This is a genomic window from Sorangium sp. So ce1153, from assembly GCF_051521595.1.
Taxonomy (GTDB): Bacteria; Myxococcota_A; Polyangia; order Polyangiales; family Polyangiaceae; genus Sorangium.
On sequence record NZ_CP150361.1, the window covers coordinates 12,049,577 to 12,064,196 of the forward strand.

At 71.7% G+C, this 14,620-nt stretch carries 6 protein-coding genes; 4 read left to right on the forward strand and 2 right to left on the reverse strand.

What is annotated here, in order from left to right; all coding sequences use genetic code 11:
* Nucleotides 1-128: 128 nt before the first annotated feature.
* Nucleotides 129-1,412 (reverse strand): phage head spike fiber domain-containing protein, encoded by a 1,284-nt coding sequence (locus tag WME85_RS43810; protein ID WP_437842530.1) that lies wholly within the window; start codon nucleotides 1,410-1,412, stop codon nucleotides 129-131.
* 163 nt (nucleotides 1,413-1,575) lie between these two features.
* On the opposite strand from WME85_RS43810, the gene WME85_RS43815 reads away from it, so the two are divergent.
* Complete coding sequence (locus WME85_RS43815; protein WP_437830165.1) at nucleotides 1,576-4,266, forward strand: O-antigen ligase family protein; 2,691 nt, start codon at nucleotides 1,576-1,578, stop codon at nucleotides 4,264-4,266.
* A 58-nt stretch (nucleotides 4,267-4,324) separates the two neighbouring features.
* Complete coding sequence (locus WME85_RS43820; protein WP_437830166.1) at nucleotides 4,325-5,587, forward strand: hypothetical protein; 1,263 nt, start codon at nucleotides 4,325-4,327, stop codon at nucleotides 5,585-5,587.
* On the opposite strand, the gene WME85_RS43825 is transcribed toward WME85_RS43820, so the two are convergent.
* Entirely contained in the window at nucleotides 5,584-9,042 is a 3,459-nt protein-coding gene (locus tag WME85_RS43825) for an FG-GAP-like repeat-containing protein (RefSeq protein ID WP_437830168.1), read from the reverse strand. The two genes, WME85_RS43820 and WME85_RS43825, sit on opposite strands and share 4 nt — an antisense overlap.
* 244 nt (nucleotides 9,043-9,286) lie before the next feature.
* On the opposite strand from WME85_RS43825, the gene WME85_RS43830 reads away from it, so the two are divergent.
* Together WME85_RS43830 and wzy are read left to right on the forward strand one after the other, a co-directional pair.
* Nucleotides 9,287-11,575 carry a GumC family protein gene (locus WME85_RS43830; protein ID WP_437830169.1) on the forward strand — a complete coding sequence of 763 codons (2,289 nt, stop codon included), beginning with the start codon at nucleotides 9,287-9,289 and terminating at the stop codon, nucleotides 11,573-11,575.
* A gap of 12 nt (nucleotides 11,576-11,587) precedes the next feature.
* Complete coding sequence (gene wzy, locus WME85_RS43835) at nucleotides 11,588-13,159, forward strand: O-antigen polysaccharide polymerase Wzy (RefSeq protein WP_437830171.1); 1,572 nt, start codon at nucleotides 11,588-11,590, stop codon at nucleotides 13,157-13,159.
* Nucleotides 13,160-14,620 lie beyond the last annotated feature (1,461 nt).

Below are 14,620 nucleotides of genomic sequence, written 5' to 3' on the forward strand. Positions count from 1 at the left end.
CGGTCGACCTGGCGAGCGCGACCTGGCGAGCGCGACCTGGCGAGCGGGGCGCGGCGCCGGGGCGCCGCCGGGGCGCGCCTGGAGGCCTGGCCCGGCGCCGGCGCAGCGCGACGGACAGCCGCTCTGTCTCAATAGACCTCGTAGAACTCGACGCGGCGCAGATCGGCGCACTCCTGGCTGCCGTCGGGGTCTCCCAGGAGGTGAATGTGCCCCGACTCGGGGATCGCGATGGCGCCGACGTCCTTCGGCTCATCGAGCGAGACGTCCTCCGCCCCTTCGGTGGTGACATGCAGCGACAGCCCGGCGGACGAGCTCGTGATTTCGACCTGGAAGGCCTGCTCGCGCTCCCACGAGAGGCCCTCCGTCTCCACGGTGGCAGAGCCGCGAGAGCCCGTCACCGTCATCACGATCGCGCCGTCCGAGGCGCGCAGGAACACACGAGTTCCAGAGTCGATGTAGAGGAGGTCGTGATCGGCGAGCTGCTCGCCAGAGGCGTAGTTGGGCGCGAACTCGAGCGACACCTTGAGCCACCCCTTCCAGATCAACCACTCGGCGTTGTTCGCGTACAGCGCGTCGGCCTCCCGCCGCCGCGCGCTGTCCGAGGTGGCAATGGCCGAGGACGGGTATCTCGCCGACTCGAGGTTCATGAACGCGAAGCTCGCGGCGCCCAGCCGGGCTGCCTCGCCCGCCGCGGGATACACCCAGATCTGCCCGGCGCGCGCGGTCTCGACGCCCGTGAAGTCGACGCGGCGCCACGCGCGCGCCGGCGCCGGCACCCGCGTCGGCGCGCCGCCCTGCGTGGCGTCGTCGAAGGAGAAGGCGCGTATCCACGCGTAGTCGCCCTCTTCTCCCCCGTCGACGTCGCCCACCCAGCTCGAGATGGTCGAGGTCGCCCCGTCGCTGTGGTCGACCGGAACGTAGGCGGCCGACGCGTGCTCCGCGTCCTCGTCGGAGACCCGCCCCGCGGACCTCTCGCCGTCGGGCCCGCGCGCCTCCTCGAGGGTCGCGCCGTCGAACAGGCGCCAGGGCCGCCGCGACGGCGTCGAGAGCGGAATCCGGTTCTCGCGCGCGCTCTCGAGGCTGAGCCCCCAGGGGCTGTCTTCGCCGATCCGGCGCGCCCGGGCCACGTTCGCCGGGATCCCGCTCACGATGGCGCTCTCGCCGATCTGCACGGTCTTGTCCGGACTTGGGCTCTCCAGCGTCAACCAGAGCGGAAGCTCGTAGATCCCCGGCTGCTCCGGGGCGCTCGCGGCCCACCGGTAGAGCATCCCGTTCGGCAGGCCGTCCACGCTCCCTTCGCCGCCAGCCCCGCCGTCCCCCGACGACGTGGGAGCCGCGCCCGCCCCGCTCTGTCCGCCCGTGCCCTGCAGATCGAGCGTGCATGTGAGCGCCGCGCTCGTCGCGAGGATCACCAACGGAAGCCCCGTTGATGCGCAACGGTGAGCGGCTGCTCTCATCGCCGGATGTTTGTCCTCCCACACTCCCTCTGTCAACGCCGGGAGTGCGCAGGTAGAACCTCACGAGCCGTGAGCAATCTCGTCGCTGAGCGACGAAGATCGACTACCCTGGCGCGCGGTGGAGCGGGACTACACACGCCTGAAGCCGAGGTCGCCGGGCGAGCGCCGGCGCGCGGTCGCCGGCGGCGCGGCGGCGCGGGGCCGCGCAGGAGGAGCCGCGCCGCTCCCGGAGCGCGTGATCCCATGGCTGCTCGCCGTGACGATCTCCGGATCCGTGCTGGCCATCGGCGCGGTCCATACGCCCACGCTGGCGCTGGTGTCTTCGATCACAGCGGTCGCCGCGGCGCTCTCCCTGCGCGCCAGCGCGCGCGCTGACCGGCAGTCTCATGCGAGGTCGCTGCCGGCGCTGACGTTGCTCGGCCTGGCGGCGTACACGCTGCTGCAGGCCGCGCCGCTGCCGCTCGCGTGGCTCGAGCTGCTCTCGCCGGCGAGCGCCGACGTCTGGTCGCGCGCCCTGATGCCGCTCGGCGAGGCTCCGCCGCGCTACGTCAGCATCTCGCTCGACCCCGGGGCCACGCTGGTCGAGGCGACGAAATGGCTCACGTATGCCGGCGTGTTCGTCACAGCCGCCTTCGTCGGGGCGCGGCACGGCGCGCGGCTCGGGATCACCCTCGTCTTCAGCAGCGCGTTCCTCGCCGCCCTCACGACGATCGCCCACGGGCTGCTCGGCGCGAAGGAGGTCTTCGGCCTGTACCAGCCGCGGTTCTCGGTGGCGGCCTGGCACGTCGGGCCGCTGCTCAACCCGAACAACCTCGCCGGCTACCTGAACCTCGGGATCCTCTCGGGCGTCGGCCTGCTCCTCACGAGCAGGCCGCTCCTGCCGGCCTGGGTCACCGGGGTCGGGCTCACGGCCATCGTGGGCGTCGGGGTCATCGCGTCGTCCCGCGGAGGGCTGCTCGTGCTGCCGCTCGGCCTCGCCCTCTTCGCGCTGCTCTCGCGGCGGAGGCGCGGCAGGCACCGCCCGGGCAGCCGCAGCCAGGGCCCGACGGCCTGGCTGCTCAGCGTCGCGATCGCCGGCGGCGCGCTGCTCGCCGCGCTCGCCGCCACGAACCGCACGCTCTCGGAGTTCGCGGACGACAACCTCGACAAGCTGTCGCTGTTCTACTCGACGCTCCCGCTGCTCGCGGACCACTGGCTCCTCGGCGTGGGGCGCGGCGCGTTCGAGACGGTGTTCCCTGCTTACCGCCAGTCGCCGGGGAACATCGTGTTCACGCACGCGGAGAACTTCGCGATCCAGTGGGCGGCGGAGTGGGGGATTCCGGTCGCCGCGGCGGCGCTCGTCGCGCTCGGGCTCGCGTTTCGCCCCGGCAAGATCGCCCTGAAGGGGAGCACGGCGGCGGTCGGCGCCTGGGTCGGCTGCGTGGTGCTCCTCACCCAGAACCTGTTCGATCTCGGGCTCGAGGTGCCCGGCGTCTCGATCGCGCTCGCGGCGACGCTCGGCTCGCTGTGGGGCGAGGCCTACCACGAGCGGCCGCTGCACGAGGCGCCGGCGGACGAGACCGACGCGGAGCGGCGCCGCGCGTGGCGGACGGCGGCGTACGCCGCTGCGTCCGGGCTCGCGCTCGTCGCCCTGATGCTGCGCTTCGGCTGGCGCGACGTCGACCACGACCGCCAGGCGCTGCGCGCCATGAGCGAGGCGGGCGCGGCGACCGGCGCCGGCTGGCCGCGCTTCCGCGGGGAGCTCCGCGCGGCCATGCTCCGCCACCCGGCGGAGCCCTACTTTCCGCTGCTCGGCGCGGTGGTCGCGCTCCAGGGCCGGAGCGAGAGCCCGATCCCGTGGCTGCAACGGACGCTGGAGCGCTCGCGCCGCCACGGGCGCGGCCACCTCCTGCTCGCGGAGGTGCTGGCCTCGCGCGGCGCCAGGGAGCAGGCGCTCCTGAGCCTCCGGCTCGCGGTGGAGGACGACCCCGGCGTGACCAGCGCGGCGGCGAGCCTCGCCCGGCAGTGGGCGTCCCGCTTCGACGAGCTCGTGCGCGCCGTGCCGGACGGCGAGGCCGGGGCGGAGATGCTCGAGCGGATGGCCACCGCGGGCGACCGCCGGGACGCGCTGGATCTGCGGCTGCGCTGCGCAGAGGAGGCGATCGCGCGCGCCCCCGCCCGCGTCGTCGCCCGCTGGGCCGCGGGCGACGTGCTGCTCGCGATGCTGGAGGAGCCGAGCTTGCCCCGCTGCGGCGGCCCGGAAGACCGAGAGGGGCGGCGCGCCGCCTGCGAGCGGCAGATCGAGGAGCACGCGGCGGCGATCCAGGCGCAGCAGGAGGACGCGTTCTTCGCGGTCCAGCTGCGGGCGCGGCTCCTCCTGCTGCTCAAGAAGAGCGCGGAGGCGGAGCAGATGCTGGCGGCGAGCTGCGAGCGGCTGGACAACCGGGTGGGCTGTCTTCGCTTGCGGGTCCAGGCGGCGGCGCAGATGGCCTCTTCCGAGCGGCTTGCCCCCGCGATCCGCGAGCTGCTCTCCGCGTCGTGCAGCTCGCTCGCGGCGTGCGCGGCGACGGCGACCTGGGCCGGCGACCTGCTCGTGGCGCGGAAGGACTACCAGTCGGCCGTGACCTACTACGCGCGGGCAGCGCAGGACGAGCCCACCGAGGAGCGCCTCCTCAAGCTGGCCAACACCGCGAGCGAGGCGGGCGCGCACGTGGAGGCGTCGAGCGCGCTGGAGCGCCTCCTGCAGCGGCGGGGGGGCCACGACGCCGAGCTGCGCAAGCGGATCCTCGACGAGAAGGCGAAGGCGCTGGCGCCTGAGCTGGAGCCGTAGGTAGAGTGCGCCCCCTCGTGCCCGCGCGCGCGTTCAGTTCCCTCGAGCGAAGCGATTCGTGAAGCTGTCATCGTTGCTGCGCGCCTTGACGCACGGAGGCACGGGCGTCGCGTTTGCCGTCCTGCTGCCGCGCGCCGTCTCGCTCGCTGCCCAGTGGGTGCTCGCGTTCACGGGGGGGCCGGCGGAGCTCGCGGCCCTCGCCAACTACACGTCGAGGGGGATGGTCGTCGTGGCGCTGGTCGCCGCCGGCCTCGCGCCGACCCTGACGCGCAGGACGCGCGCGATGGCGACCCGGGCCGGGCGCGCGCTCGCCGGCGGCGCGCTCGCGATCATCGGCGCCATCTGCTTCAGCGTCACGCTCACCCACGAGATGATGTCCGGGCTGGGCGTCACGGCGGGGGTCGTCACCGCGCTCTTCAGCGCGTGCTCGCTCTTCGCCGCCGCCTCGAAGGGCATCTTGCCCATCTGGCAGCTCCAGGGGCGCTTCCTGCAGTCGCTCGCGCTGGTCCTCGTCTTCTCGCCTGGCGCCTCCATGGCGGCGGCGCTGGCGGGCAGCCCCGCGGGGGTAGCGGTCGGGGTCGGGATCGCCGGGGCCATGCCCGCGCTGCTCCTCGTGCGCCCCACCCGGATCCGGCGCGCTGCGCGTTACGCGGTGCTCGTCGTCCGGCACGCATTCCCCTATTCGATCGCGAACTTCTCGACGGTCGCCGTTTATCCGCTGTCGCTCAGCGTCAACCAGTCGCTCATCGACGATCATCGCGTCGGGCAGCAGGTCCTCTACTGGTCGTTCTCCGTGGCCCTCTCGCAGGCGTCGCAGGCGTTCGCCGCGCGCGCGGTCACGGGCGCGCTCGGGTCGGGGGGCGAGTCGGACTGGCATTCGCGCGCCATGCGCGCATGGCTGCCCGCGGCGGCGGCGCTCTGCGTCGGCGCTGCGATCATCTACACGCTCTTCGCTGTTCCGATCCCCTGGTTGCCCTTCTCCGGCGCAGCGCGCGACGCGATGACGCTGACCATGCTGGTCTCGGGGATGGGCCCGCTCATCACCGATTCGATGTGCGTTTACTTCTGCGGCCCGCGGTCGCGCCGCGCGCTCTCGGTCGGCAGCGTGCTGAGCAGCGCCAGCGTCGCCGCGCTTCTGCTGCTCGCACCCGGGCCCTTGGTCCGCCATTTCGGGGTGTTCGGCCCGTCCGTGCTCGTCGGTGTGGCGCGGCTCGCCTTCCTCATCGACGCGCCCGTGCGGCGGTATGCGCTGGGAGCGCTGCTCTTCTTGGTCTCGGCCTTCGCGGTGGCGCTGGCGCTGGGGCGGGGCCTGGTCGTCTAGCTCCGCGCGCCGGCGATCCTGCCCGGTCTCTGGCCGCTGCTTCGCCGCGGGCGGCTCGACCGGGCAGTCGCCGTGGCGTGGGCCCGCGCGAGGGCGAGGAGCGCGGCGGCGAGACCGCCGAGGCCGGCAGTCCAGGAGGCGCCGAGCTGCCCCGGCGCCTCGGAGCAAGCGCACCCACGACCATAAAGGAGCGTGTCGTCCGGCCCGGCCGCGCCGCCGGCACCGCCACCACCGCCCGCGCCGCCCGAGCCTCCCGCTCCACCGCCCGAGCCGCCGGCACCGCCGCCCCCTTCGCCAGCCCCGCCAGCCCCGCCGCCCCCTTCGCCGAGCGGCATCCTCACGATGACGCCGTCCGACCCGCGGTCCGGGGAGAGCCCGGCGGCAGAGACCGCGCGCACGCCGACATAATACTTCGCCCCGTCGAGCAGCGGCAGCCCGCGGATCGACGCCTCGGACACGTCGCCGACGTCCCGCCACGCCGGCGAGTCGATGTAATCCCCCTGGCCGCCCACGACCGCCACCTGATAGGAGGTCGCCGCCGCGACCTTGGACCATCTCACGTGGAGCGTGTCTCTCGTGTTGATCTCGTCGACGTCCTCGCCCGCATCGGAGCTGCTCGGATCGACGTCCCAGACAAGCTCGGGCGCCGGCAGGATCTCGTGACGCAGGTTGTAGAGATAGCCATCTGCGACGCTCACCACGATATCGTCGTGCCCGTCGCCGTCCGTGTCCGCGAGGATCGGCGAGCCGACCGGATTGCCGAAAGGATAGGACCAGAGGAGACGCTTCGAGCACGCGTCGACCGCGTAGAGGAAGCCGTTCGTGGAGCCGACCACGACGGTGCCGCCCTCGGACGCGCCGCCCGTGAGGTTCCGCGAGATCGCCACGTCGCCGAGCTGGCCCATGACGGCGCTCGCCTGCCGCGCGGCTTGCTCGTCGGCGAACGCAGCCTCGCCGGCGAGGACAATGGAGCTCGTCCGCCCGGCAGCGGAGGCGTCGAGCTCGGTGAACGTGAGGCGCGCCGGCATCCTGAACGAGCCCTCGACGAGGAGCGACCTGCCCTCGCAGGTGGCGATCGCGCCGTGGGGATAGGGACGGCTGTCTTCCGTGCCTTTCCAGAGCGCAGCGCTGAGGTCGTGCGACAGCGTCCGCGCCGGGAGGCGCCCGCCGTGCAGCGTCATCTCGAGCTGCGGGTCCCCCGACACGTCGGCGAGGGTCGGCATGAAGTAGGAGAGCGACTCGGCGCCCTCGCTGAGGGAGCTGCCGTCCCGGCCCGAGAACACGCGGGCGGTGTTGATCGCCAGCGCGACGTCCTGCGCCCCATCTCCGTTCCAGTCCGCGATCGCCGCGGCCTGAGTTCCGGCCGACGCGGCGATACGCTGATTCCAGCGCACCGCGCCGCTCTGCTCGATCGCGAGGACGTCGGTGAGCAGGTTATGGTCGACCGTGAGCGCCACCAGCTCGGGAGCGCCGTCTCCGTCGAGGTCTCCGTGCAGCACGTCCCACGCCGGCGGCCTCTCCAGCGGAACCTCGCGCGTCTGCACGCCGCCGGCATCGAGCACCGCGACCGAGTACCTCGCCGGGTCGGTGATCGGGTGCCGCCGCCTGAAGCACGCGAGGGTCGCCGGCGCGCTGCCCTCGGCGGGCGCGATGGAAGCCCCGAACGCGTCCATCACGCGCCAGGCGGCCTTGGCCGGAGCGACGTTGCTCGCCCCCTCGGACACGATCCGGATGAGGTCACCCCGGCTGTCGACCACGACCACGCTGTCGGCCGTGTCGCCGGGAGAGAGCTTCGCCGCGAGCGGCGCGCGGCCGAAGTCGACGTAGGCGCCCGGACCGGTGCTGTAGCCGCCGACGCGCAGCCCGGGCAGGATGTCGCGCCCCTCCTGCACCAGGTTCGTCGGCGCGAGCGAGGCGTCGAGCAGCGTGACGAACCCGTCGTCGCGGGAGACGACGAGCCGCGGCGACGCCGGAGACGTCACCGCCAGCACGTCGAGCGCCGCCAGGTCGACGCCGCGCTCGACGGCATAGACCGCCGCGGGCGACGCCCCTCCCTCGAGAACCTCGTACGCGGTGAGCGCCGCGGGCTCCGAGGTCGCCTCGAGCACGAGCTCACCGCGCCCGTCGCCGGTGAGATCCGGGGTGACCAGCGAGAAGATATGGCCCGTCCGGCGCGACCTCGACCAGTCCATGCGCGTGCGCACCCGCTCTCCATCGAGCGACCAGAGCCGCTCGACCGGCTCAGCGCGCCCGCGGCTGAACCGGAAGGCCGACACGCGCTCCTCGCGCGACGTGAGGATCCACCGCTCGGCGCCGGAGTCCCCCGGGACCGCGCCTCGCGCGATCTCGTCGGGGATGACGGCGAGCTCGTCGCCCGTGGCCGCGTCGAGCACGAAGGACGTCCATGAGCCCCCCGTGCTGCCGCTCACCAGCACCTCGAGCGCGCCGTCGCCGTCGAGATCCCACGCGAGCTGCGTCGGGGCGCGGGCGTCGCCGCCGTCCTTCGGGGCGAGCGTCTTGCGCCACACGACGGCGAGCGATGGGCTCTCGCCCGGTCTGTACGCGAGCAGGGTGACCTCGCGCGCGCCCTGCTGGCCGACGACGCGGTTCTGAAAGCAGAGCGCGTGCTGGCGCGGCGCGGACGGGTCGCCCAGGGTCACGGCCTCGCACGCCGAGCCGCCGAGGTACGCGCCGATGGTCGCCGACTCTGCGAACACGGTCCCCGTTCCCGAGACGAAGAAGAGCCGATCATGTGAGGAGACGAGGATGTCGTCCGTCCCGTTGCCATCCCAGTCGCCCACCGTGTTGACCGTGGCGCTGCAGTGCGTGCGCCGCGGGGGAGCGGGCAGCTTCTCCACGGCGCCGAACCCGCGCGCGAAGCTGTAGATCACGCCCGGGCTGTCCGTGCGCACGGCGCAGCAGCCGCACTCGTCGAGGAAGAGGTCGAGGTGGCCGTCGCCGTCGAGATCGGCGAGGCGCGCGGCGCCGAGCTCCCCGAGCTCCGTGCTGTCTTCGGCCCAGAGGATGGCCCCGCTGGCGCCGGCGACGACGGCCGCTCCCGCCCCGCTCAGCACGACCGCTTCGAGCAGCCCATCGCCGTCGAGATCATCGAGGGCGTGCAGCGTCCGGAAACCCATGGAAGGGGTGCTCCAGTGGATGAACCCCTGCGGATCGGACAGCAGCACGCGGCCGCCGGACACGAAGAGCAAGTCGAGCTCGCCATCCTGGTTCGCATCGCCGGCCAGCACCTTGCCCGTCGAGAGCACGCCGCCGAGGTATGCCCGCCAGTAGGGCGCCGGCTTCACGATATTGCTCGTGGACGACGTGGCGCCCGTGCGCTGCGGATCGTGACGGGCAGAAGCCCAGTCGCCGGCGGCCACGGCTCCGTCGAGCAGGAGCGCGGAGCATACCGCGCTCGCTACCGCGCGGCGCGCCAGGGAGGACAATCGTTCCATGCTGCTCTTCTGGACGCGCCCGCCAATGCCAGCCGCTCGGCGGCAGCGTGCGCCATCGCCACCGAGGTAGCACCGCGCACTCCCGGCTGCACCTGCCGACTTTGTGAGCGGCCACCCTGGCAGCGCACACCATGCTACATCGTCACCTCGTTCCGCGCGCCAGCTTGAATTTTGGGGACCCGGAGAGCACCTTAGCCCTCCGCCGGACCTCTAGCTGGATGGTAGCGCCTCGAGCGCATGACTTATGGCTGACGAATTCAGAGCCCCTCCCACGACCGCCGCCCGTAATGACGCCCCTGGCGAGCGCACCATCGACCTCGTCGCCGCCTGGCGTACGGTCAGCAAGCACTGGGCCATCGCGCTGACGACGCTGATCTTCGTTGCCCTCAGCGTCACGTTCTACACGCTCGGGCAGAAGAAGATCTACCAGTCGACGGCGACCTTGCAGTTCGACCCGAACCCCCCTCGGCCCCTCGGCCGCGGCGTCGAGAGCGTCGTCGACATGGGATCCGGATCGTACTGGAACAACCGCGAGTATTACGAGACCCAGTACAAGGTCATGCGGTCGATGCGGGTGGCGCTGGCGGTCGTCGCCCAGCTCAACCTCCAGAACGACGCGCACTTCCTGAAGGACTTGCCGAGGGACGCGGCCGCTCCCGCGCCGATGAGCGTGAGCCCGGAGGAGGCCGCCGAGCTGATCCGCGAGCGGCTCGCGATCGAGCCGGTGAAAGACAGCCGCCTCGCCGTCGTCCGCTACAACGACGCAGATCGCGAGCGGGCGCAGCGCATCCTGTCCACGCTGATGGACGTCTACATCGATCAGAACCTCGATGACGCGCTCACCTCGACGAACTCGGCGGTCGACTGGCTCCGGACGCAGCTCGACAAGCTGAAGAACGATCTGGAGTCGAGCGAGACGTCGCTCCACGAATACAAGAAGAGCAACAACATCCTCGACATCGATTTCGAGGACAAGACCAACCTGCTTCGCGAGGAGATGAAGCAGATCAACGACGCGCTCACGTCCGTGCGCACGCGGCGCGAGGAGTTCGCGGCGCGCAGCCACGAGCTGTCGAAGGTCGACCCGAACAACCCGCTCGAGCTCCCCGCCTCCGAGCTCATCCAGAGCCCCGTGCTCCAGATGCTGCGCGCTCGCCATGAGGAGTGCGTCCGCGAGCGCGACGCGCTCATCGGCTCCGGCAAGGGCGAGAACCACCCGGAGGTCCGCGCCGCGACCGAGCAGCTGGCCGCCAACCTGAACGCGCTGGTCGCCGAGATCAAGAATGTTCAGGGCGCCGTGAGCCGCGATCTCGCCATCGTGAAGCGCCAGGAGTCAGGCCTCGCCGGGCTGCTCGAGGGCGCCAAGAAGCAGGCCTTCGAGCTGAACTCCCTCAAGATCGAGTACGACCGCCTCCGCAGGACGAAGGACAACACGGAGAAGCTCTATCAGCTCGTCCTGGAGCGCACGAAGGAGAGCGATCTCCAGCGGATGATGCGGGTGAACAACATCCGCGTCCTCGACAGGCCGAACCTCCCGATCATGGCGATCCGGCCCCGCGTCGCGGTCAACATCGGGATCGGCATCCTCGCCGGGCTGCTCCTCGGGATCGGCGCGGCGATGGCGCGCGCGATGCTCGATCGCACGCTGAAGACGCCGGACGAGGTCGAGCGGGAGCTCGGCCTGCCCTTCCTGGGCCTCCTCCCGGAGTTCGACCGGCGGAACGGGGGTGGCGCCGTCACCCGCAAGGCGCGCCGCCGGGGCAAGCTCGCGTCCCAGGTGGGCCGGCCGGAGCTCATCGTCCATGATCAGCCGAAGAGCGGGATCGCCGAGGCGGCCCGGGCCATCCGGACGAACTTGCTCTTCATGTCGCCTGACCAGCCCTACAAGACGCTCCTCATCGCGAGCGCCGGCCCCGCCGAGGGCAAGACGACCGTGTGCTGCTGCATCGCCGTCGCGATGGCGCAAGCCGGGCAGCGGGTCGTCCTCATCGATTGCGACCTCCGCAGGCCGCGCCTCCACGCCATCTTCGACAAGGGCCCGGAGCTCGGCGTGACGAGCGCGCTGCTCGACGACTCCGTGGTGGACGACGAGAGCGCGCTCAGGACCGAGGTGGAGAACCTCTACGTCATCCCCGCCGGCCCCATCCCGCCGAACCCGGCGGAGCTCTTGCACAGCGATCGCTTCAGGGCGCTGCTCCGCAAGCTCCAGGGCCGCTTCGACCGGGTGATCATCGACAGCCCGCCGATCGGCGCCGTCACCGACGGCGCCGTGCTGTCGACGCTGGTGGACGGCACCGTGCTCGTCGTCCGCGCCTCCTCCACGACGCACGATTTCGCGCGCCACGGGATCCGGGCGCTGCTCGACGTCGGCGGCAAGACCGTGGGCGTCGTGCTGAACGCCGCCGACCTGAACCGCCGGGAGTACGGCGCGTACCGCTATTACGGCGACAAGAAGGACGGCTACTACCGGCAGACTGCCGAGCCCGCGCCGCCCGACGACGCGGACGCCCCACCGCCTCCCCTGCCGAACTGAGGAACACCGCCGTTGCTGTCCCCGAGACTCCCCCGCGCGGGTGGCGCCCCGCGCGCCGCCGAGACGGCCCCGACGAAGGCGAGGCGGCCTCCGGGCCGTCTCATGGTGGTGCTCCTCGTCGCGACGCTGGCCGCGGTCGGCCCCATCCTGGAGGGGTCGATGGGCGATGGACGCGGGTTGACGATCGGTCTCCTGCTGCTGCTCGCCGCCCCGTCGCTCGCGCGCGCCGGCGGCCCCCGCTTCCATCCGCTGGATCCGGAGACCTACGTACCGGCCACCTACTTCCTCAGCGTCGGCTATGCCCCTCTCATGAACCTGCTGACGTCCTACGGCTTCCGCTTGCCGAGCCGCGACGCCACAGCCATGGAGGTGGCCTATGCCGGCGCGATCGGCTGCGCGCTCGTGTGCACGGCGTTGAGCCGCCCGCCGGAGAGCCCGAACACGGAGCGGCTGGTCCCGATGCTCAGGCCGAAGGTGATGCTGGACCGGGACTGGGCGACGATCCTCGTCGGGTTGCTCGGGGTCGGGCTCATCGGGGCGTGGATCGTCTCGATCGGCGTGGGGAAGTTCTTCACGATGAGCTACGCCGCCAACCACCTCGAGGAGGAGGGCAAGGGGCTGCTGACCTCGGGCTGGTTCCTGATCAAGCTCGCGATCGCATACTGCTTTCTCAGGTTCGCCTCGGTCCGCAAGGCCGGCCTGCCCGTCCCGAAGGTGCTCCTCATCGCAGGGTCGTGCTTCCTCGCGACCATCCTCCTCAACACGATCACGGGGCGGCGTGGGCCCCTCGTCTGGACCGTCCTCGCCATCGGGCTCACCCTGCACACCTACGGGGTCCAGATCCGGCGCGTGTGGCTGGCCGTCGGCATGGTGGCCGTCCTCATCTACGGTATCGCCATCGAGGGTGCTCGGGCCGTTCAGGGCAGCGGGTTCGACGCGCAGGTCACGTCGGCGTTGACGCACCTCGAGCGGACCGAGAACCCGTGGGAGATCGGCGAGCTCGAGATGGTTCACGCCAATCTGGTCAACATCGTGAACGAGAGGCCGCCCATCGTCACCTACGCCGGCGAGAGCTGGATCAACGCGTTTCTCATCCTGGTGCCCAAGCCGCTCTGGGACGAGCGGCCGCTCGGCCTCGGACAACGTTATGCCGTGTGGATGGCGCCCGACATCGCGCGCCACGGCGGCGGCTTCGCCATGAGCGCCGCCGCCGAAGGCTTCCTGAATCTCGGCCTCCTCGGCACGGGCATCCAGATCGCGGTCATGAGCGGACTCTTCTTCATGCTGCCGCTCCTCGTGGCGGGCGCCCGGGACTCGACCCTGCTCGTCCGCGCGTCCTGCGCGACCCTCTCCTCGTTCGCCTACAACCAGTTCCGGGGCGAGTTCACCGCGGTGCTCAAGATCACCGTCTCCCTGGGGTTCGCCGTGCTCGCGGTCGTCCTGCTCACCTCGTTGATCAAGCTCCTTCGCCAGTCGCTCTTTGCCCTGCAGCCGGCGCATGGGAGGCCTGAGCGGGGCCTGCACGCCGCGCATCTCGGCGGGCCGGCGGCGCCACCGGGCCTCCAGGCGTCGCGCCGGCCGTAGCCGGCGCCGGCCGCAGAGCGTCACGCCTGATGCGCGCCAGCAGCGCATACGCTGCGGCCGGCAGGCTCGTCACCAGGTAGGTCGCCCCCTTCCAGCGCGCCAGGCTCGCGTGCTCGCCCAGCTCGGCCACCGCCATCACCAGCATGGGCGCCCCGAGTCCCCAGGCCAGGTACACCGGCGGAGACCAGGAGCGCCAGCGGTGGAGCATCCACGCCGCCACGAGGCCCAGGAAGCCCAGCGCCATGTACAGAGACGCGCCAGAGAGCAGCCCCTGCGCCCGGCTCACCAGGTGCAGAGGCGGGTAGAACAGCGGATTGAGCTGCCAGAAGATGGCGTGCAGGAGCATGGCCGCCGCCGACCCTCCGGCGGCCACGGTCAAGGCGCGGCGCGGCTGGACAGAGAGCAGGCTGAAACCGACCAGCAGCGGCAGGTAGGAAAAGGAAATCCGCGCCGTGGCCAGGCAACCGAGCAGCACGGAGAGCGCGACGACGCCCCCCCGAGGCAAGCGAGGCTGCTCCAGGACCAGGACCGCGCAGAGCACGAGCAGGCCCCAGGCGGGCAGATCGCTGCCTATCGCTGCGAGCTCCCAGAGCAGCACGCAGCTGAACACGGCGAGCGCGAAGGTGTTGGTGTGAGACCAGCTGTGCCGGGTGAACCGCAGCGCGAGGACGGTCGCCGAGAGGGAGAGCGCGGTGATCAGCGCATAGGCGCCGAGCGCCGCGAGCGGCGCCCAGAGCGCCGCCCACCCCGGACCGGGGCTGAACGGGTTCCCCAGGTACGTCGTCGACTCGTACGGGTTGTGCAGCTCGACCAGCGCTCGCCCCGCCAGGATCATGGCGTCGTCGGCGTCGGAGCCGGCGCCACGCGCCTTGAGGCCGTCCGCGCGAGGATAAACGAAGGCCGCCACGAGCGCCAAGGTGGCCGCCAGAGAGGCGCTGGGCCACGGGGTCTCCAGCCATCGTTTCATGTACGCGGGAGGGTCGAGCAACAGCCACAGGCCGATGAACGCGGCCAGCAGAAAGGCTGGAACAGCGATCCCTGGCGCCGGAGCGAACTTGACCAGAGGCTGCAAGGCGGGGAGCTGCAGGGCGGCAAACAGGCCGAAGAACGGCCCGTGTTTCGCGAGGAAGCGCATGGCGGCAGCTCAGGCGAGGATCTCGGCGGCGGGGTGCGGTGAGCGGAGCAGCGCCGGCCTCTGGAGGAAGAGCTCGGGCGCTGCGCGCAGGGTCTCTCGGCGTCGCGCGGGAAGCTACCAGGATCGCCGGCGTCGCGGGGGCCGATTCAACGTCCGGGACTGCCTCACATCAGCTCAGGGTGTACCGGTATCACGCCGACGGGCAAGCTGCTTGAAGGAGAAAAGAGCGCCAGATGTCAAAAGATGTCAAAACGATCGGCGGACATGCGTGGAGGCCATCACGATCGCTCGACTAGGGAGCATCCTTATTCCCGGTGGGAGAAAGT

Bases quoted from the DNA above. Each gene is read 5' to 3' on its own strand.
- WME85_RS43825 (WP_437830168.1), bottom strand. From the start codon at position 9,042: ATGGAACGATTGTCCTCCCTGGCGCGCCGCGCGGTAGCGAGCGCGGTA.
- WME85_RS43830 (WP_437830169.1), top strand. From the start codon at position 9,287: ATGGCTGACGAATTCAGAGCCCCTCCCACGACCGCCGCCCGTAATGAC.